Source organism: Blautia sp. 210820-DFI.6.14 (genome assembly GCF_020558815.1).
Classification (GTDB): Bacteria; Bacillota; Clostridia; order Lachnospirales; family Lachnospiraceae; genus Blautia_A; species Blautia_A obeum.
This window is the reverse complement of sequence record NZ_JAJCKS010000003.1, coordinates 1-21268: the sequence shown is the minus strand read 5'-3', so window position 1 is coordinate 21268 and position 21268 is coordinate 1. Positions and strand designations below refer to the sequence as shown.

General features: G+C 43.4%; 18 protein-coding genes. 3 read left to right on the top strand and 15 right to left on the bottom strand.

The annotated features are described in order from the left end of the window. The first annotated feature begins 513 nt into the window (after positions 1-513). Both uraA and LI112_RS03975 read left to right on the top strand, forming a co-directional pair. Complete coding sequence (uraA, locus tag LI112_RS03980) at positions 514-1764, top strand: uracil permease (protein WP_044925460.1); 1251 nt, start codon at positions 514-516, stop codon at positions 1762-1764. Positions 1765-1845: 81 nt separating this feature from the next. Next, a complete protein-coding gene (locus tag LI112_RS03975) occupies positions 1846-3978 on the top strand; it encodes a glycogen-debranching protein (protein ID WP_118037104.1) in 2133 nt (710 codons plus the stop codon). Positions 3979-4603: 625 nt separating this feature from the next. On the opposite strand, the gene araD is transcribed toward LI112_RS03975, so the two are convergent. The 9 genes from araD to LI112_RS03930 all read right to left on the bottom strand — a co-directional run bounded on the left by araD (position 4604) and on the right by LI112_RS03930 (position 16582). After that, positions 4604-5299: an L-ribulose-5-phosphate 4-epimerase gene (gene araD, locus LI112_RS03970; RefSeq protein ID WP_055055692.1), complete on the bottom strand. Its 696-nt coding sequence runs from the start codon at positions 5297-5299 to the stop codon at positions 4604-4606. An 85-nt stretch (positions 5300-5384) separates the two neighbouring features. Beyond that, positions 5385-6989, bottom strand: a complete 1605-nt coding sequence (locus LI112_RS03965; RefSeq protein WP_227190277.1) for a xylulokinase — start codon at positions 6987-6989, stop codon at positions 5385-5387. A gap of 40 nt (positions 6990-7029) precedes the next feature. Further along, positions 7030-8529: an L-arabinose isomerase gene (araA, locus tag LI112_RS03960; protein ID WP_227190276.1), complete on the bottom strand. Its 1500-nt coding sequence runs from the start codon at positions 8527-8529 to the stop codon at positions 7030-7032. 30 nt (positions 8530-8559) lie between these two features. Beyond that, positions 8560-9570 carry an ABC transporter permease gene (locus LI112_RS03955; RefSeq protein ID WP_005424300.1) on the bottom strand — a complete coding sequence of 337 codons (1011 nt, stop codon included), beginning with the start codon at positions 9568-9570 and terminating at the stop codon, positions 8560-8562. After that, the gene (locus LI112_RS03950; protein ID WP_055055694.1) at positions 9570-10628 is read right to left on the bottom strand and encodes an ABC transporter permease; all 1059 of its coding nucleotides are present in this window, start codon (positions 10626-10628) and stop codon (positions 9570-9572) included. The genes LI112_RS03955 and LI112_RS03950 overlap by 1 nt, the downstream gene beginning before the upstream one ends. Then, positions 10621-12150 carry a sugar ABC transporter ATP-binding protein gene (locus LI112_RS03945; RefSeq protein WP_227190275.1) on the bottom strand — a complete coding sequence of 510 codons (1530 nt, stop codon included), beginning with the start codon at positions 12148-12150 and terminating at the stop codon, positions 10621-10623. The genes LI112_RS03950 and LI112_RS03945 overlap by 8 nt, the downstream gene beginning before the upstream one ends. A 165-nt stretch (positions 12151-12315) precedes the next feature. Continuing rightward, positions 12316-13353 (bottom strand): ABC transporter substrate-binding protein, encoded by a 1038-nt coding sequence (locus LI112_RS03940; protein ID WP_005424296.1) that lies wholly within the window; start codon positions 13351-13353, stop codon positions 12316-12318. 146 nt (positions 13354-13499) lie between these two features. Further along, positions 13500-14936 (bottom strand): sensor histidine kinase, encoded by a 1437-nt coding sequence (locus tag LI112_RS03935; protein WP_227190274.1) that lies wholly within the window; start codon positions 14934-14936, stop codon positions 13500-13502. Continuing rightward, positions 14933-16582: a response regulator gene (locus LI112_RS03930; protein ID WP_117628600.1), complete on the bottom strand. Its 1650-nt coding sequence runs from the start codon at positions 16580-16582 to the stop codon at positions 14933-14935. Before LI112_RS03930 ends, LI112_RS03935 begins: the two co-directional genes overlap by 4 nt. A 261-nt stretch (positions 16583-16843) precedes the next feature. Here LI112_RS03930 and LI112_RS03925 point away from each other — a divergent pair, with 261 nt between their 5' ends. Next, positions 16844-17308 (top strand): DUF1700 domain-containing protein, encoded by a 465-nt coding sequence (locus tag LI112_RS03925; RefSeq protein ID WP_227190273.1) that lies wholly within the window; start codon positions 16844-16846, stop codon positions 17306-17308. A gap of 67 nt (positions 17309-17375) precedes the next feature. Here LI112_RS03925 and LI112_RS03920 read toward each other — a convergent pair whose 3' ends face one another. From LI112_RS03920 to LI112_RS03895, 6 genes are all read right to left on the bottom strand, one after another. Next, positions 17376-18071, bottom strand: coding sequence for a DUF6198 family protein (locus LI112_RS03920; RefSeq protein ID WP_227190272.1), 696 nt, complete (start codon positions 18069-18071; stop codon positions 17376-17378). Between the two features lie 145 nt (positions 18072-18216). Continuing rightward, positions 18217-18846 carry a YitT family protein gene (locus LI112_RS03915; RefSeq protein WP_005424289.1) on the bottom strand — a complete coding sequence of 210 codons (630 nt, stop codon included), beginning with the start codon at positions 18844-18846 and terminating at the stop codon, positions 18217-18219. 3 nt (positions 18847-18849) lie between these two features. Further along, on the bottom strand, positions 18850-19272 hold the full coding sequence (locus tag LI112_RS03910; RefSeq protein ID WP_227190314.1) for a MarR family transcriptional regulator: 423 nt from the start codon (positions 19270-19272) through the stop codon (positions 18850-18852). Positions 19273-19413: 141 nt separating this feature from the next. Beyond that, positions 19414-19689 (bottom strand): hypothetical protein, encoded by a 276-nt coding sequence (locus tag LI112_RS03905; RefSeq protein ID WP_173904919.1) that lies wholly within the window; start codon positions 19687-19689, stop codon positions 19414-19416. Positions 19690-19704: 15 nt separating this feature from the next. Then, positions 19705-19923 (bottom strand): hypothetical protein, encoded by a 219-nt coding sequence (locus LI112_RS03900; RefSeq protein ID WP_005424286.1) that lies wholly within the window; start codon positions 19921-19923, stop codon positions 19705-19707. Between the two features lie 173 nt (positions 19924-20096). Further along, positions 20097-21268: M56 family metallopeptidase (locus LI112_RS03895; RefSeq protein ID WP_227190271.1), on the bottom strand; the 1172-nt coding region annotated here is incomplete at its 5' end.

The following is a 21268-nucleotide window of genomic DNA, read 5'->3' as shown; positions in this document are numbered from 1 at the left end:
TCCTCCTGGTTCGTTTTGTAATGTAAGATTACTGTTTGCAGCAATTTCATTACATCCATTATTATGACCAGAAGAACAGGATACTATTCATAACTGCCTGGATTCTTTATAAAACAGCCAGAAAACTTCCATGATTTTCCATATTTAAACAGAGAAATACCCGATAGGGGAGCTACCGGGTATTTCAAGGGGAGTATAAATAATTAAATAAGGGGTTATGTAAAAAAAATTTTTGAAGGGTAAATTCTTTTTACAAACAAGATTATAATATAAAATATTGAAAAAAGCAACAACATTTCACCAATATGCACCCTATTTTTGTCCAAATTATAACCACCTCCCCCACTCACATCCACTTTTTATTCCTGCATATTATTTTTACATTCTGCACATTTATTTTTAAATAGTAATGAAAGCTCCTCTATGGTATAATTGTTCAGAATCGTAACCGTTTGTAAACGGTCACTTAGTTAAATGTTATCTGCCGCATGCAGATAAGAAAGAGAGGGTAACGTGGAAAGAAAAATTATCCAAGTAGAAGACAAAGTACCTGTTAATCTGTTAATACCTTTAAGCATCCAGCATATGTTTGCCATGTTCGGTGCCTCTGTTCTGGTTCCTTTTATGTTCGGTATCAACCCTGCCATCGTTCTTCTGATGAACGGTATCGGAACACTTCTGTTCATTCTGATCACCAAAGGTAAAGCACCGGCCTATCTTGGTTCCAGTTTTGCATTCCTGTCACCTGGACTCCTGGTTGCCTCCAAATTTGGTTTCCAGTATGCTCTGGGCGGATTTGTTGTCCTCGGCATCTGCGGTATGATCGTTGCTCTGATCATCCGTCAGTGTGGAACTAACTGGATTGACATTGTCCTTCCAACCGCAGCCATGGGACCGGTAGTTGCACTGATCGGACTGGAGCTTGCCGGAAGCGCAGCAAGCACTGCCGGACTTCTGGACGAACAGATCGATATGAAAAATGTGATCGTATTTCTGGTCACACTCGGTGTTGCTGTATTTGGCCAGATCCTGTTCCGTGGATTTTTATCCGTTATTCCAATCCTGATCGCGATCATTGCCGGATATGCAGCCGCAGCTGCCTGCGGAATTCTTGATTTTACTGCTGTAAAAGAAGCTGCTTTTTTTGCACTTCCGAATTTTCAGGCACCGAAATTTAATCTGGAGGCAATCCTGACCATTCTTCCGGCACTGCTTCTTGTTACTTCCGAGCACATCGGCCATCAGATCGTGACAAGTAAGATCGTAGGCAAAGATCTGCTGAAAGATCCCGGACTTCATCGTTCCCTTTTTGCAGATTTTTTCTCAACTACCGTATCCGGATGTCTTGGTTCTGTGCCGACTACAACTTATGGTGAAAACATCGGTGTTATGGCTATGACAAAAGTTTACAGCGTTCAGGTCATTGGTGGTGCTGCAGTTCTTTCTATCTGCTGCTCTTTCCTCGGCAAACTTGCTGCCCTGATCAACACGATTCCGGGACCGGTTATCGGTGGAATCTCCTTCCTGCTGTACGGTATGATCGGAACTTCCGGTCTTCGTATGCTCGTAGACAATCAGGTGGATTACAGCAAATCCCGTAACCTGGCCCTGACTTCTGTAGTCTTTATCGTAGGCCTTTCCGGAATCGCCCTGAATCTTGGCAACGTCAAACTCACCGGAATGGTCCTTGCCTGTGTAGTAGCCATGGCTTTAAGCCTTATCTTCTATATTCTTGATAAGCTGCATCTGACAAACGATTTATAAAAATTTTCCGACACAAGAATCTATACAAAACAAGCTCCCGGTCTGTACATCAGGCCGGGAGCTTCAGAAATGGAGAAAAAAATGAAATCCTATCATCAGAAATTTGTATCTGACCATCCTTATGAATCTTCCCCTATGGCAGAAATCGCCGGTTTTCCGGTCCGTCCGGGAATTTACGATCTGAACGGGGCTACTCCTTTGCAGAATGGTGTTAATTTTACCATTCACACATGCGGAGGAACCTCCTGTGAACTGCTTCTGTTCCACCGTGCACAGGAAGAACCTTTTGCTGTACTTCCTTTTCCGGAAGCTTACAAGATCGGTGATGTTTATTCCATGATCGTATATGGACTGAACATTGATGAATTTGAATATGCCTACCGTGTAGACGGACCATACTGTCCGGAAAAAGGACTGCTCTTTGACAAAAATAAAATTCTGCTCGACCCATATGCCAAAGCAGTTGCAGGTCAGCGTACCTGGGGAATCCGCTGGGACCATACGTATCATGCACGTGTCGTCAAAGACCGTTTCGACTGGGGTGATATGCCACAGTCCAAAAAAGAACTCTGTGACCTGATCATCTACGAACTGCATGTACGTGATTTTACTCATCATCCTTCTTCCGGTGTTCAGCATCGAGGAACTTTTTCCGGACTTATGGAAAAAATTCCTTATCTGAAAGAACTGGGAATCAATGCAGTGGAACTGATGCCTATCTTCGAATTTGATGAGACCATGAATTCCCGTACCGTAGATGGCAAACAACTTCTCGAATGCTGGGGATACAACACTGTCGGATTTTTTGCTCCGAACAGCAGCTATGCCGCTGCAAATGAACATAACCAGGAAGGTACGGAATTGAAAACACTGATCAAAGCACTTCATGACAACGGGATTGAAGTAATCCTGGATGTTGTTTTCAATCACACTGCCGAAGGAAACGAAAAAGGAAACACATTCAGTTTCAAAGGATTTGACAACAATATTTACTATATGCTGACTCCTGATGGCAATTACTACAACTTCAGCGGCTGCGGAAACACCCTGAACTGTAATCACCCTGTCGTTCAGCAGCTGATTCTCGAATGTCTGCGCTACTGGACGATCAATTACCGCGTAGACGGATTCCGCTTCGATCTGGCAAGTATCCTTGGCCGAAATGAAGATGGCTCTCCTATGAATAATCCGCCTCTGCTCCGTACTCTTGCCGATGATTCAATCTTAAGCAACGTAAAACTGATTGCTGAAGCATGGGATGCCGGCGGTCTTTATCAGGTAGGAAGCTTCCCTGCAAGCGGCCGCTGGGCAGAATGGAACGGCAGATACCGTGACTCTCTCCGCAGTTATCTGAAAGGGGATTCCTGGAATGCATGGGATGCAGCCTGGAGTATCTCCGGCTCCGGTGATCTCTATGGTGGCTATTACGACAATACCCACAGCAACTATGCCGGTTACAATTCCTGCGTGAATTTTCTGACCTGTCATGACGGCTTTACACTGTACGATCTATATGCGTACAATGACAAACATAACGAAGCAAACGGCTGGAATAACACAGACGGGGCCAATGACAACCGCAGCTGGAACTGTGGTGCCGAAGGTGAGACCGATGATCCGGAAGTCCTCTCACTTCGCCGCCGTATGATCCGGAATGCCTGTGCTGTCCTTATGTGCAGCCGCGGTACACCAATGTTTCTTGCCGGTGATGAATTTGGGAATACCAAATTCGGAAACAACAACAGCTACTGCCAGGACAACATTACTTCCTGGCTGGACTGGCGTATGCTCGAAAAGAACAAAGATCTGTTTGAATTCTTTAAATTTATGATCGCATTCCGCAAAAAGCATCCGGTCATCCACAAACAGCTGCCCACATCCGTCTGCGGCATGGATCCTATCCACACACATAATCTGAATGCAGAAGAAACAGATATTCCACGAGATGCACGTACCTTCTGTGTGAGCTTTGCGGGATACGATAAAGAAAAAGGAAAAGATGACCTGATCTATGTCGCAGTCAATACTTTCTGGGAAGACGTCACGATCACGCTTCCAAATCTTCACAGAAGAGGCGCATGGCACTTGAGCGTCAATACGTATGGAGATGGAAACGGGCATTACTGCTATCCGGAAGGACAGGAAGTCCGGATTGACAGAAGTTTCGTGATGCGGCCGAGGAGCGTGGCCGTGTTTACCGGAAGAGATTACTAAATGAGCTTTAAAACAAAATGAATTTCTCTGTTATATAAAACTCCCCGTCTGGAAACAGCTTCGGAATTCAGAAACACTAGGAGTATTCTCCTTCTGTTAAAACCATGGATAAAAAGTGTATAACTCGCCTTACGGCTCAGACAATGCACTTTTCAATCCATAACACAGAAAGAGAATCCTCTAAGTGTTTCTATAAATTCCTGCAGAGTTTTCCCGACAGGGAGCTTTTATATTTCCAGAGATTCTTTTGTTTTAATTGGTGGGCTCCTGGTCGCGCTGCGCGCTGTCATATCCCCACGTATCCTCCGGCGTCGCCGCTGTCCCAGATAAAGTCCGGTGCGGTATTGAAAAAACTCCGACGGAGAAAACCTGTAATTATCCTCTGAAATGAGTTCGCCTGAAAAAATTCGTCCAAGTATCGGAATGTGCAGGTTTTTGCGTTGATGCATAAAATGCTGCTGTCTGAGCATCTTTGATGCGAGTTCAGCATTTTATGTATCGCCTTTAGCAAAATCCTGTACTTCCTGATACTTTAGAATTTTTGAATTGAACCATATTCAGAGGATAATTCACAAGTTAACTCCACCGGAGTACTCTTTCACAATTCCTCACCGGGAATCCTTTATCATCTTTTGATCTGTCCATAATAAGCATTTGCACCATGTTTCCGGTAATAATGCTTATCCTGCAGTTCCTGTGGCGCCGGTTTCACCTGTGGATTGATCAGTTCACAGCGGCATGCCATCTTTGCCACTTCCTCAAGTACAACTGCATTGTGCACTGCCTCATGCGCATCTTTACCCCAGGTAAACGGTCCGTGGTTTTTGCAAAGGACTGCCGGAACAGCCTCATAATCAAGCTTGCGGAAATAATCTGCGATCAGAACACCCGTATTTTTCTCATATGCCTCTTCAATCTCTTCTTTTGTCAGATTTCGGACACATGGAACTTCTCCATAAATATAATCCGCATGCGTTGTTCCATAACACGGGATAGCTCTTCCTGCCTGTGCCCAGCTCGTTGCCCATTCAGAATGCGTATGTACGATTCCTCCGATATTCGGGAACTCATTATAAAGAACCACATGCGTCGGAGTATCAGAAGACGGATTGTATTCTCCCTCTACTTTATTTCCCTGAAGATCTACAACAACCATATCTTCCGGTTTCAGCTTATCATATTCCACGCCACTCGGTTTAATAACAAAAAGACCTTTTTCACGGTCGATTCCGCTGACATTTCCCCAGGTAAATGTTACCAGCCCATATTTTGGCAGGTCCATATTTGCCCTATATACTTCTTCTTTTAATTTCTCAAGCATACTTTTTCTCCTTTACGCAGTTCTTTTTATATAACTCAAGGGCACTGTGCATTTCATACACAGTACCCTGCAGTCCTATCATTTCTTACCAGATCTTAGATTCCACCGCTGCTCTCTCGATCGGCAGACCCTTCAGATATCTGTCCATAAATTCATTAAATCCTTTGACTCCTTCCGGCTCCGGATCAAGAGTACTTCCTTCATTTCCGGCAAATACACGGTTGTCCAGGAATTCATCCAGAGTCTCTCCGTCTTTCTTGTCGACAAGATAAGCAGCCAGAAGCGCGATACCCCATGCGCCGCCCTCTCCTGCGGTTGACATAACAGATACCGGTGCATTCACTGCATCTGCAAGAATCTGCTGTCCGACACCTTTTGTCTTAAACAGACCACCATGTCCTAAGAGTCTGTCAATCTTAACATGTTCCTGGTCGATCAGGATATTCAGACCTACACGCATTGCTCCAAGGCAGGTGTAGAGATTTGTTCTCATAAAGTTTGCAAGTGTAAATTTACTCTCAGGGGAACGAACAAATAACGGACGACCTTCTTCAAATCCTGTCATATGCTCTCCGGAGAAATAGCAGTAGGACAGAAGTCCGCCACAGTCCGGGTCACCTTCCATAGCTTTGTTGTAAAGTGTTCCAAACAGCTTGTTCATATCCACTTCCATTCCCATAGCCTCTGCAAATTCTTTGAATACATTTACCCATGCATTCAGGTCAGAAGTACAGTTATTGGAGTGTGCCATGGCAACTGCATCACCAGCCGGTGTAGTTACCATATCAATCTCTTTGTATGGTTTGGAAAGTGCTTTTTCAAGAACGATCATTGCAAATACAGAAGTACCTGCAGAAACATTACCTGTACGCTGTTTAACACTGTTAGTTGCAACCATACCGGTTCCTGCATCACCTTCCGGCGGACACATCGGAATTCCGGCTTTGAGTTTTCCTGTAGGATCAAGGAATTTTGCACCTTCTTCTGTCAGAGTGCCGGCATCCTGTCCTGCAACCATGACCTCTGGCATAATGTCACGAAGCTTCCATGGGAATCCATAAGGCTCTACCAGTTTATCAAATTTCTCAACCATTTCCTGATTGTAATCTTTTTTCTCCGAATCAACAGGGAACATTCCTGCTGCATCACCGATACCAAGAACACGCTTTCCTGTCAGCATGCGATGTACATAAGCTTCCAGAGTACACATATAATCAATATCTTTTACATGCTCTTCTCCGTTCAGGATTGCCTGATACAGATGTGCGATGCTCCATCTCTGTGGAATGTTATACTGGAAAAGTTCCATCAGTTTCTCAGATGCTTCACCTGTAATATTATTTCTCCAGGTACGGAACGGAACCAGAAGTTTTCCATCTTTATCAAATGGCATGTAACCATGCATCATGGCACTGATTCCAAGCGCACCGACACTGGTAAGCTCCACACCGTATTTCTCCTGTACGTCCTTCACCAGGTCGCTGTAACTTCCCTGTAATCCCTTATGAATGTCATCCAGAGAGTAAGTCCACACACCGTTTTCGTAACGGTTTTCCCACTCATAACTTCCGGATGCGATCGGATCATATTTGTCATCTACCAGAACTGCTTTGATTCTGGTAGATCCGAACTCTATTCCAAGTGCTGTTTTGTTGTTTAAAATAGCTGTCTTTGCTTCGTTTACACTCATTGTAAATCCTCCCGACTTCTGTGTTTACCACATCCGCCTTTTATTTTCTGAACGCGACCTCATTCCATCTCAGTTCATTCTTAAAATTGCGGATGGTTGTATCTTTGTCAATGTAGACAGCTTCGATTCCCATTGCTGCTGCCCAGTCACCCATCTGTTCAGCAGTCAGATCATAGGAAAATGCCGTATGATGAGCGCCACCTGCAAGGATCCATGCCTCTGCTCCTGTTGCCAGATCCGGCTGCGGAGTCCAGAACGCGCTCCCTACCGGAAGTTTCGGCATCGGTTTCTCTACTTTCTTACACTCAACATCATTGATGATCAGCCGGAATCTATCTCCCAGATCTACCAGAGAAGTAGCGATTGCCGGACCAGTCTTGGATGTAAATACAAGTCTTGCCGGATCTTCTCTGTCACCCATGGAAAGCGGGCATACTTTGATGCCAATCTTACCGTCAGCGATCGTCGGGCATACTTCCAGCATATGTGACTGAAGAATACCTTCCTTACCCGGAACAAGATTGTATGTATAATCCTCCATGAAAGAAGTTCCCTTCGCATCCTTCACCCCTGCAGTCATAATCTTCATCAGACGGACCATTGCTGCTGTCTTCCAGTCACCCTCAGCGCCGAAACCATATCCCTTCTCCATCAGACGCTGCATTGCCAGTCCCGGAAGCTGCTGTAAACCACCAAGATCACCGAAATGAGTAACAACTGCCTGGTAGTTTTTCTCCTCCAGGAATCTCTCAAATCCGATTTCAATTGCTGCCTGTACTGCTACATGACGTTTGAATTCTTCCGGGTCTCTGCCCTCAAAAAGAATGTCATATTTATTATAATATTCTTCGACTAAAACATCAATATCTCCTTTTGAAACATCCTTCACATAATCGCATACTTCATTGACCGGATAAGCATCCACTTCCCATCCGAATTTGATCTGTGCCTCTACTTTATCGCCCTCGGTAACAGCTACATTTCTCATGTTATCAGCAACTCGGCAGACACGAATATGGCTACTTTCCATGATGCCGACTGCGGTACGCATCCAAGATGCCAGTCTCTCCTGAACCTTCTTATCAGCCCAGTGTCCGACGATAACTTTTCTCTCGATTCCCATGCGGGTAACGATATGACCATACTCTCTTCCACCATGAGCAGACTGGTTTTCATTCATGAAATCCATATCAATTGTGTCATATGGTATTTCCTGGTTAAACTGTGTATGCAGATGGCACAATGGTTTTCTGTATTCCTTCAGTCCAAGGATCCAGGATTTTGCAGGAGAAAATGTATGCATCCAAGTGATCACACCTGCACATTCATCGTCTGCATTAGCCTCATTAAAAGTCTTACGGATCAGCTCATTTGTGATCAATGTTGGTTTCCACACCAGTTCAAAAGGAAGAACGCCTGATTTGTTCAGTTCCTCAACAATAATTCCTGAGTGTTCTGCAACTTTTCTTAAGCATTCATCTCCATAAAGATCCTGTGAGCCTGTGCAAAACCAGAACTTATAATTTCTACCTGTAACCATAACAAAAAACCTCCATATATTTTTCTTTGATCATTTTTTCTTCTTTGCAGATGCCAGTACAGACTGGATCACGATGAAGAAGCAAAGCAGTGCGGAAAGTACGATTCGTACCCACCAGCTTGATAAAGTACCCTGTGCTGTGATCAGACTGGAAATCGTTCCTTTGATCAGCACACCAAACAAGGAACCGATCGGGGTACCAACACCACCGGAAAGAAGTGTTCCACCGATAACGGCTGAAGAAATTGCATCCATCTCAAGACCTTTTGCCTGCTCTACGAAACCGGCGCAGCTGTTGAGGCAGAAAAGGAATCCGCCAAGTCCTGCAAGAAAGCCATCCAGTACATAGGCACGGAACATTGTCTTTTTAACATCAAGACCCATCATCAGGGCACTCTGTCTGTTTCCACCGATCGCATACAGTTTACGGCCGAATTTGAAATATTTCAGAAGCACTGCAATAATGAGAACTACAATAATTGCGATCACTACTGTCGGCGGAATGTATGCCGGAATAAATTTACCTTTTTTGTTTGTAGAACCAAATGGCATGTAGAAACGGTAGTTTGCCCATTTCAGGAATACTTCGTTTTTGATGGAGATCATGTCTGTACTGATGATTGCTGTCATACCACGTCCGAAGAACATACCGGCAAGTGTTACGATAAATGGCTGGATTCCCATGTAAGTTACCAGGAATCCCTGTACGATACCAAAAGCAAGACCGATCAGAAGTGCTGCAAGAACTGCCACATATGCACTCACGCCTTTGTTTTCCATAAGGTCTGCCATTACCATGCAGACAAGTGCTGTTACAGAACCAACGGAGATATCAATACCACCGGTGATCATAACGATCGTCAGGCCACAGGAAATAACGAGAAGACCTGCATTTGATACAAAAAGATTCAGAAACATCTGCGGTTTGGCAAAACCTTTATCTGCAAAGATCACCATACCTGCTGCATACATAACGAAGAACAGAACGATCGTGATCAACAGTAGAAATCCGGTACTTGTCATTTTCTTTTTCTGTTTCATTATTTCTGACCTCCCTCTGCTGCAACGGAAACTTTTTTGCTTCTGTGATTTGCAACGAATTTCTTAAATACATCACTCTGTAAGGTTACAATGATGATAACAACGATTGCCTTATAAACAGGAAGCTGATCGGCTTTTACATTCATTGCATATAGAGTTGTTGTCAGTGCCTGGATTGTATAAGCTCCGATTACAGAACCGATCAGGCTGAATTTACCACCGCCAAGGAAGTTACCGCCAAGTGCAACTGCCAGGATGGCATCCATCTCAAGGTTCAGACCAATGTTGTTCGCATCTGCGGAATAGATACGGCTGGATGCTACCAGTCCGGCGATTCCTGCAAGAACACCGCAGATCACGTAAGTCAGGAACTTGATCATGGTAGAGTTCAGACCTACCAGTCGTGCTGCTTTACCATTGATACCAACACTCTCAATATAAAGTCCAAGAGCTGTCTTTTTCAAAATCAAAGCTACGATAACTACGGTTACGATTGCGAAAAGAACAGGCGTCGGAACCGGAGATTTACCGATATATCCACCTGCCATCTGGAAAGATGGAACACGGATGTAAGTGATCTGTCCATTTGTAACAAGCTGTGCGATACCTCGTCCTGCAGTATAAAGGATCAACGTTGCTACCATCGGCTGGATATTCAGCTTCGCTACCAGAAATCCGTTAAATGCTCCGCAGAGTGCTGCTGCAAGAAGTGCTGCAATAACTGCAATGATCAGAGAGTTCTGATATTCTGTTACAGAAGATGCACCACCAGATAAGATCTGACAGCATACAGCTGCTGCAACCGCCATAACTGCACCAACACTGATATCCTGTCCACCGGATGCTGCTGTAACAAGTGTCATACCAACTGCAAGGATTACCAGTTCAGATGCACGGTTGATAACATCAATAACATATCCATAAAGGACACCATTTCGAATCGTAATATTAAAGAAGTCCGGAGTCTTGATCACATTGATCAGAAGGACCGCGATCAGACACACGATAGGAAGAAAGAGTCGTGCACTCGTGATCTTTTTTAATTTACTTTTATTCATTCTTATCGTCACCTCCTGCAATCGCTTTCATAATATTGCTCTGTGAAAGCTCGCTCTCTTCCAGTTCTCCTACCTTTTCTCCGTCACGAAGGACTGCCATTCTGGAGCAGGTACGAAGCATCTCTTCAACCTCTGAAGAAATAAAGGTTACTGCCATTCCCTGATCTGCAAGATCAAGAACGATCTTCTGGATCTCCGTCTTGGTACCGATATCGATACCTCTGGTCGGCTCATCCAAAATCAGATATTCCGGATTTGTCAGAAGCCAGCGGCCAAGGATAACCTTCTGCTGGTTACCACCGGAAAGACTCTTAATCGGAGTTTCACGGCTTGCAGTCTTGATCTGCAGCATATCAATATATTTATCTGCCGCCTCTTCCATCTCTTTACGGCTCATCGGATGGAACATGCCTTTCTTTGCCTGCATTGCAATGATAATGTTTTCTCGTACGGAAAGATCAGCAATGATACCCTCCGCCTTACGATCCTCCGGAAGATATGCCATACCAAGCTTCATAGCATCCAGTGGACTGTTAATCTTTACTTCTTTGCCATTTACCTTCAATGTACCGCTGTCGGCTTTGTCAGCTCCGTAAATGGAACGTACCAGTTCAGAACGTCCGGATCCCAGAAGACCGGTAAGACCGATAACCTCTCCTTTATTGATCTTAAGATCAAATGGCCGGATCGTTCCCTTATGTCCAATATCCTCAGCCTCAATGACCGGAGTTTCGGAGAATACTTTTTTATCTTTACGATCGCCTTTGATGTCTGCAAGATCATCAAAATCTTTCCCCATCATCTTGGCAACCAGCATAACTCTTGGAAGATCTTTGGTCTCATATTCTCCAACCAGCTCACCATTTCGAAGAACCGTGATCCGGTCACACACTGCATATACCTGCTCCAGGAAATGTGTTACGAAGATGATTCCAACACCTTCCTCACGAAGTCTGCGCATCAGAACAAACAGTTTCTCAACTTCTTCATCATCCAGAGAGGAAGTCGGCTCATCCAGGATCAGAACCTTACATTTCATATCCACAGCACGTGCGATCGCGATCATCTGCTGGATCGCTACAGAACATTCATCCAGCATCTGTGTCGGCGGAACATTAATGTTCAGGCTTTCCAGAAGCTTTGCAGAACGTGCATTCATTTCTTTCCAGTTGATCATTCCAACCTTGTTTCGCGGCTCACGGCCAATAAACAGGTTTTCCGCAACAGTCAGGTTCGGACAGAGGTTTACTTCCTGGTAAACCGTGCTGATTCCATTTGCCTGTGCCTCCTGCGGAGAATGATTGATAATATCTTTATTTTCACCATTCATATGAATGGAACCGCTTTCGAATTCATGTACACCGGTCAGAACTTTGATCAGTGTTGATTTTCCGGCTCCGTTTTCTCCCATCAGTGCATGGATCTCACCTTTGCGAAGTGTAAAATCCACATGGGAAAGGGCACGGACACCGGTGAAATTTTTACTTATATCACACATTTCCAAAACAACGTTTTGTTCCATTTTCTTTCCTCCATTCCCTGTTTTATTCCATTTTTTCCTTTATTTTCCCTTTTTTGAGCGCAAAAGGGGCGTGGCCCATAAAATCCATACCATCTGGATCCTGTTCCACGCCCCGGGCTCATTACTTATAAATCTCTTTCAGTTTGCAGTTTTATGTCTCAAAGATTAGTATGCACGTCCGTCGATGATTTCCTGAGTAATTGGAGTGATATCATAATCTGTTCCATCAATTGTTACTTTAGTTACTGTATCATCAGATGCAAATGCAACTTCATCAACAAATGCCTGTTTATCAACATCTTCGCCGGCTTCCAGTTTCTGGATGATCTCTTCTACACGTGGTCCGTGAAGTGGGTTACACTCTGTATCACATGTAATTTCGCCGGAAAGTGTCTGTGTAAGACCTGCGTTTGTTGTATCGAAGGACATTACAAGAATCTGGCCTTCTTCGCCGCCAACTTCATATCCTGCTGCTTTGATCGCATCGATTGCACCAAATGCTTCGTTATCATTCTCGCAGTATACAACGTCGATATCATCACCGCTCTGTTTCAGGATAGATTCCATAACTTCCTGTCCTTTAGCCTGTGTAAATTCACCGGACTGCTGAGCAAGTGTTGTCCAGTTGTCATGAGCTTCTACAGCTTCATCAAATCCTTCTGTACGTCCGATCTGAGCAGATGCTCCGATGGTTCCCTGAATATCAACAAGGTTGATTTCTTCATCGCCACGGCCTTTTGCTTCGAGATATGCATCCAGCCATGCCATAGCTTTCTGACCTTCAAGTTTGAAGTTGGATCCTACCCATGCAGTGTAGAGGCTGTCGTCAGATACATCTACCATACGGTCAACGATAATAACCGGGATTCCTGCATCTTTTGCTTCCTGAAGTACTGTATCCCAACCTGTCTCAGTTACAGGTGCGAGTACGATATAGTCAACTTCCTGCTGGATGAAGTTACGGATTGCTGTCAGCTGATTTTCCTGTTTCTGCTGAGCATCGTCAAAGATCAGTTCATATCCGTTATCCTCTGAGAAAGTAGATTTCATGGATTCTGTGTTTGCAGTACGCCAGTCAGATTCTGCACCTACCTGTGAGAAACCAACTGTAATTGTGTCGTCGTCCGCTGCCATAACATTCACTGCGGAAAGTCCTGCCAACATAGATACTGCCAAGAGCGCTGTCACCATTTTTTTCTTCATTTTGTAATCCTCCCTTTACATTTGTTTCGTGTTTTTTAATATGATTTTATTATAGCAATTTGTTACGAAAACTCCATGGATTATTTTCGGAAAAAAGTTTAGTCTTTTATCTATCTTTCTGTCTCATTTTTAACAAGTTGGATTTTTTACGATTTCGGTTGAATATTTTTCCCAAGCCGTAATTCCACCGTTGTACCTTCTCCTTCTTTAGAAGAAATCGTCATTCCGTAGCCCGGTCCGTAGTACAAAGCAATACGTTCCGCAACTGCCGCAAGCCCGAATCCGGCTCTCTCTCCTGTACGTATTGCCTCCTGTACCTCATGAAGACGCTCCGGTGTCATTCCCTGTCCATTATCACTGACTGTAAGAACGATCGCATCCGCTTCTTCCCTGCCGGTGATCGTAATCTTTCCTTTGCCACGCCGGTTCTTGATTCCATGATAAAGAGCATTCTCCGCAAGCGGCTGAATGGAAAGTTTCGGCACCTGTATCCCATCAAGCTCCTGTGGAATGGATAATTCAAATTCCAGGATATCTCTGTAGCGGAACTGCTGAATCTCCAGATAACTCAACGTATGCCGTTTCTCTTCCGAAAGAGGAATGATGTCATTTCCTTTAGAAAGCGATGTACGGAAGAAAATAGAAAGACTGGAAATCATCTCCACTGCATCATCCGTCATACCACCTTCGATCAGCCATACGATCGTATCCAGGGTATTATATAAAAAATGCGGATTGACCTGTGCCTGGATCAGCTGCAGTTCTGTCAGATGCTGCATCTCCTTTTCCTGCCGGACATTTTCCAGAAGTCCACTGATCCTGTGTGCCATCTTGTTGATTCCCTGATCCAGTTCCTCAATCTCTATAATCTCCGCAGACACCGGAAGAACATCGAAATTTCCCTTTCCTACTTTCTTCACCTTATCTCGCATCTCGGTTACCGGTTGGATGATCCCACCAGTTAGACGGAACGATCTGCGCATCAGGATCCCAAGCGTTGCAAGCAGTAACACTGCCATTCCTGATATCAGGATTTTGACTCTATGCGTCAGACTTGTCTCCACCTGTACCAGATACATGGACTCATTATAAATATAGTTCTGCATCTCCTGCATGATCAGACCTGTAATAATACGAATGTTGCTGTCCATAAATTCCATTCGCCTATCATATTCCTTGATCTCCATCAGCTGAACCATTCGTTTCTTCAGATTATCCAGATAAGCATCCAGACTGTTCAAACACTTCACCCCACTGGCATGATATGTATTCTGACGCAGCTTCTCCATGATATTCTGTGCATCTTCTACCTGTCCCAGTACATCATCCAGTTCACTGGCTTCCTTTGAACCGATTGCCAGATAATACATTTCCAGATCCAGCTCATCCTTGAAGCTCAGGTTGAATTTACTGCTGACCGCCAGATTCTCTGACAGCTTGTTATACTGTCCGGCATACTGCCAGAAGATCAGAAGCAAAATAACCAGCAGGCAGGCCATCGGAATCATCGTACTGAACAGAAGTCTGTTCATACGTTTCTCAAGTCCCATCTGCTTTTTTCTTTTCTGAAGTACTCCTCTCATGCTTTTTCCTCCCGTGCCTTACGGTAATCACTCGGAGTCATACCCTGTGTTTTCTTAAAAAGATAGCTGAAATAATGTGCATCTTTATATCCGATTTCTCCTGCGATCTCACTGGAACGCATACCTGTGCAACGCAGAAGCTCTTTTGCTTTATTCATACGCAGTGTGGTCAGATACTCAATAAAAGTCTGTCCCATATTCTGGCTGAACAGAGCGCTGAAATGATTAGAGCTGACATTTGCAACATTGGCAACCGTATTTAGTGAAATCTCTTCATCCATATAATGGCTGTCAATAAAGTCCACCGCGGTTTTTAAAATACTGCGGTTTTTGTTTCCGGAATTCTGGTCACGGATCTCGATTGCCTGTGAGATCATTTTTTTCGCATAAGCAATTGCACTTTCCATATTCTTTCCACTCTCTGCAAGTACTTCTTCTGTATCTGCAGATTCCATTTCATTCGTATCACATCCCAGCCCTTTAATGAATGAAATAACAGAAAACCGAACATTCAGAATAACATAATTTCGAAATACCAGTGATTCCATCGGCTCCTGACCGATTGCATAAAAATAGTCTTTTACAAAGTTTTCTGTCTCTTCCTGAAGACCATTGCTCAAAAATTTCTGAAGGATTGCCGGATTCAGGGCATTCACATCCACTTTCTGCAGATAGGCATTATCTTCAGTCTCCGCCTGTCCACCAGGATGCTCCATAGTTTCCATCTCATCATAGTAAAGAATATTTTCATCATACAGATATCTCTGCGAAAAGGCTCTTGATGCCGTATGATAGCTCTTTTGTATCTGACTCAGACGATCCACAGACTGACCAACTGCAAGGAACCATTCCCTTCTTCCATCCTGCCTGCTCAGAATCTTACGGATCTCATCCACACACGCTCTTGTATTTTCTTCAATAGTTTCTCTCTGTCCCTTAAGAAGTACACCATAGGAGAAAATATTACTTCGAAACAGCATGGCCGATGAATGACCGGCAAAAAAGTTTTCCAGAAGTTCCAGTGACTCTGCTTCCCACGAAGAATATTCATCTCTCTGTCCGGAAAAATCCTCATCACAGTTCATCGTAAAGATCAGAACATTGTAAGCCTCTGCAACAATATCCAGACCAAGCTTTTCTGCTCTTTTATAGACCTCCATCATGTCCATGGAACCGCCGACCAATGCCTCAAAAAAATCGCGGCTGCTGTTCTTCTCATAAGCCTGCATCTCTCTCTGGAATTTTTCGTAATATTCTTTCTGTGTTTTTTCATGTTCATAGCGGCTGCGGATTTCTGAAAGCCGTTCAATCAAAGCATTCTTTGTGATCGGTTTCAGGAGATAATCCTCCACCCCAATTCCTATCGCCTGTTTTGCATAATTAAAGTCATCATATCCACTTAAGATCACAACCTTCAGCCCCGGTATTTCCTTTTTGGCCAGACGTGCCAGCGTTAGACCATCCATAAATGGCATCTTGATATCCGTGATCAAAAGGTCCGGCTGCTGTCTGATCAACAACGGCAATGCCATCTCACCATCTGCCGCTTCTCCTACCAGCTCAAAGCCAAGTTCCTCCCACGGGATCATTCGTTTGATCGTCTCACGGACTACAACCTCATCTTCTGCCAGAAAAATCTTTAACATCTCTCCACCCCATTTGTTCTGTCGCGTATTTGTGCAAAAGTTCTAATGTATACTATACCAGTTTCATTTTTTTTAGACAAGTTTTTGTTCCTATGTATAAAATAAAATACCAGCATTTTATTTCAGAAACACTTTACATCCCTTTATGAAAATTTAATATTTCAATCTCTATTCCTTCCTCATTATGTGTGGTAAAATGTTACCATTCTGATAATTAAGCCTCTGTCAGAGGCAATGAATTTGCTTTTATGGAGATTTGTTATGAACAAAAAAGAATTTCTTGACATTTTATATGAACAGCTTTCCGGGCAGATGCCGGAGGGAAATGTTGCCGCCCATGTACAATATTATCGCAATTATATTGAAGAAGAACAGCGTAAAGGACGCAGTGAAGACGATATTTTAAATGAACTCGGCGATCCTCATCTGATCGCACGTACTCTTTTAGATACTGATTCAACCGCTTCCGGTAATCCACAGACTACAGGAAGCTATTCTGAACCATACACAGACAATTCTTATGAATATGACAACAGCAGCTCCGGCAGTAAAAAAGTAAAGAGCCGTAGTTTTCACATCGATCTTAGTACCTGGTATGGCAAGCTTGCCGTTATCCTGATCGCTGCAATCGTGATTGTGCTTTTGTGTACGGTGCTGAGTGTTCTGATCCCGGTCATGGTCATTTTCGGTATCGTATGCTTTATTATTTCCAAACTGCGCAATTGATATAAGAACACTAAAAAAGAGTGTAAATCCTGACACCACAAGATTTACACTCTTTTTATTATTCCTTTTATGCCGATCTCTTTGTCATAAATGACTCAAATCTTACATGACGATCCATCTGGTCTCCGATCATTCCAATCACTTTTCCCATCGTAAATGCAGCAAGAATCGTACCGATTCCGAGTCCGTCCAAATGTCCAAGGATGATACAGGTCATCAGTGCTGTTATTACCAGACAGGTGACATCAAATCCAATCTTGATCCTGGAATATATTATCTTTGTGATATCTGCCAGTTCTCTCGGAAAAAGATCTGTCGGAATAATTGGCAGACCACAGCGGTTGGAAAGTGCGATTCCAAAACATATCAGAAAATAACTGATTACAAAATAAATCACTCTGTATTCTAAAGCTGTCGGCAAGGCGTTAATCCACATTTCATGTATATCCAGCATCTCACTGAATGCAAATCCAACTAAGAAACTGAAAAGATACGGTGCAACGAATTTCTTTCGCATGATCATCAGTGATAATACTAAAAGTCCCTGAAAAATATAGGTCCAGGTTCCAAGAGAAATCTTTGGAAACACCAGTGAAAACGCATACGGCACACTGGATATTGCAGAAATCCCTGACCCAGAATAGAGCATAAGTACTACTCCCAGACTGTTGATCAGTATAATTACTATCAGTGCAATTTCCCCTCTTATCACAGGCATTGTTATGTTACTTTGTAAATGACTATTCTCAGTCAATTCAGACATTTTAGAAATCCTCCGTTCCTACACAAAAATAAATTTTTTCACAATAAAAATGAATATTTTCCACTTCCAAGCACTTTTAATCCTGCAATAAGGTGTATCGATTTCTCCTTCTACAAACAAAAAGACTCCCATCTCCGTTTTCAGATTAAATGTCAGGTTTTACAAACGCAAGTTTCTTGCCCAGAACCCTTGCGATAAATCCGACCAGAAGTGCTGCAATGACTGTGCCTTCTCGAACACCATTGAGGTGTCCGGCAAAGCCCAAAGACAGAACTGCCGCGATAACTGCCATAGACACATCAAAGAAAATCTTTGTCGTACCAAAGTTTGTTTTCCATGTCAGAACGATCGCACGGACAAAAGATTCTCCTGGCAGCATGACAACATCTGCCAGAACTTCCATATACACACCAATTCCAAGGATCAGACATCCTATCAGAAGATACACAATTTTCATGACATAGTTCTGCGGATTTACCCATGTAAACAAAAGCATCGTCAGGTCGATGAAATATCCGAAAACAATCGATACCGGTATCTGCAGAACATGTTCCAGTTTAAAATTCTTACGCAGGATCAGTAACTGCAGTAAGATCAGAAATACGCTGAAAAAAATCGTAAAATTACCAAGTGTAAATGGAAAACTCAAACTCAACACATACGGAATGGATGAGATCGGTGATGTTCCCAGACTTGCTTTCGTGATCAGACTGACACCAAGTGAGTTCACAAACAGACCGATCAGAAATATTACGTATCTTTTTAATTTGTTCATTTGTTACTTTCCTTCTTTCCCTGTTTCCTCGCAGCCTGTCTCAGACAGATTGTAATAAATTTTATGATAAATCTTCATAAATGTCTCTGCTTCTTCTGAAGAAATATCTTTCCATGCATTCTCCTCAATTTCCACAAAAGCAGCCTCGACAAGCTTCTGGCTCTTCCTGCCGGATTCTGTCATAAAAATGTGAAAAGTCCTTCTGTTTCCATTGAGCATACGTCGCTCGATCAGACCTTTTTCCTCCATACGGTTCAGTATTGAAGTCAGCGATCCCGCCTCGATAAAACAGCCCGCTGCAATTTCCTTCTGACTTGCTCCATCATGACTTTTAAGATAATCCAGAACCTTCGGCTGTCCCAGTGTAAGCCCTGACTCCTTTACTTTTTCCAGAATACGCTTCTGAATTAACAGATGATTCGCCATGGTCAGGTAATGCAATGATGTGTTCACGTCTCACGTTCCTTTCTTTTTATGTTGAAAGCAAAATAGTTATAATCCTAACGTTTAGGATTATAACTATTTCTTTAAAATGTGTCAATATATGTTTTGCTCGTTTTATGATATCTACAGCCCGTCCCTGTACATCTTACTGATCACAGCCTGGGCATGTTCTGATTCTTTTTTCTTTATAAGCTGCTCCCTGTCACTCAAAATTGCAATCATTTCATCCACCACTACCTCAACTGCGGGTGGCTCTGTCATCCTGTACAGATACCCCAGCATGCGCGTTGCTGTGTAATCCGTATTCAGATACTTGTAGGCAATTTCTGAACATAGTTCCTTCGGATATCTTCTTTCAATCAATGCTCTGTAAAGCTCGTCTGCTCTTTCTGATGCCATATTTTTCTCTCCGTGTCAGGCTTCATCGGATGCATCATTCAGTGCGTCATTCGCATCCTCCAGTGCATCCAGTGCCTCTGTCAGAAGATCCAGTTTGTCACTGCTCTCATCTTCTGCTTCATATGCATCAATCACATCCACAAGAGTATCTTTTATTTCTTCCAGAGAAGCTATAATTCTTTTCAATCTGGCTTCCTTTGAAGAAGCTCCAGTAATATCTACTACTTTGCTCATGATAATCCTCCTTCTTGGGTGAAAAAGTTGTTACCCATATGATACCCGTTTCCACCTCAAAAGTAAAATACTATCTTTTTATCATGCATAGCAGACTTTACTCCGTATAACTATTCCCATTCTCATCGGTCCAGGTGCCATCGCCGTTATCGGTATAGCCAACACCATTTGCATCACGATAATAATAATCTCCGTTTGTGGTCTCTTTTACATCGACACTTCCGTCGCTGCCCTGTTCTCTCTGTTCGCGTTGGGACTGTATCTGTCCCGGCAGAAACATTAAATACGAGGTTACTGCCCGCAAGAAGCACCGTCACAAGAATTCCCGGCAAGATTCCTCTGCGAAGCTTCCGTATGTTCACCATATACAAAATTCTGTCCTTAAACACCATTCCGCTGTCATTGAGACTTGCTGTCACATATGGGATCTGATTATTCATCGCCACTGTACGAAGAAGCAGCTGTCTGTAAAGCCTGTGGTCTTTTTTGTTTACACGGTTAATCACTGCCGTATCACATAGATTCTCGATATCCTTATCTGCTTCTTTCAGCATAATAAGAAGAAACGGATTAAACCAGTATATTGATGCACAGATTCGAAGAAGCATCTTATACCAGAGGTCCCGATGACAATAATGTGTAAGTTCATGGTAAAATACTAGTTTTCGCTCCTCTGCGGAATAGCCTGTTGCCGGAAGATACAACTTTGTATGGAAGAATCCTGCCAGAAGTGGTGTAGTAAGACCCGCATTCTGTCTGAGCTCCGGTACTCTGCGCACACGCTTTTTCCGCCATACATCTCTATACATCTGAATACTCACCGGATCATTGACTGGAAGGCTCATTCTCCTGAGATTTTTCATGGAAAGGTAATATGCCAGCAGTTCTCCTGCCAGTTTAAGCACTGCCACACCCAGCCAGACCGATGCAAAAATTACAGCAATAGTTTCCATCCATTTTCCAGCCGTATGCACGACAAACCCTTTTTGTTCCGGAACTTCAGACTGACTTTTCGTATTATTGTTCACAGAAGACATTATTTTCATTTTCTGTTGTCTCTCTCCCGGTCTTGCTGCGTAATCCGTTGTCTTCGAATTTTGTTCATTCTGTTGAATGCTTCTCTGTACTTTAAAATCCATCAGGGTAAAATTTGCCGAGAGGCGCACAGGAATACAAAGACTTACCGTAATCAGCAGCCAGATAATATACTTCCAGCTCGCTGATACCTGACCTGTGACACGCTCCCACCACTTAAATCTCTGATTTTGAAGTGGGGGCTTCTTGCTCAATGGGGCTGTCGCTTTAACGATTAATAAATCGTGAAGCGGCAGCTTCATTTTTGTTG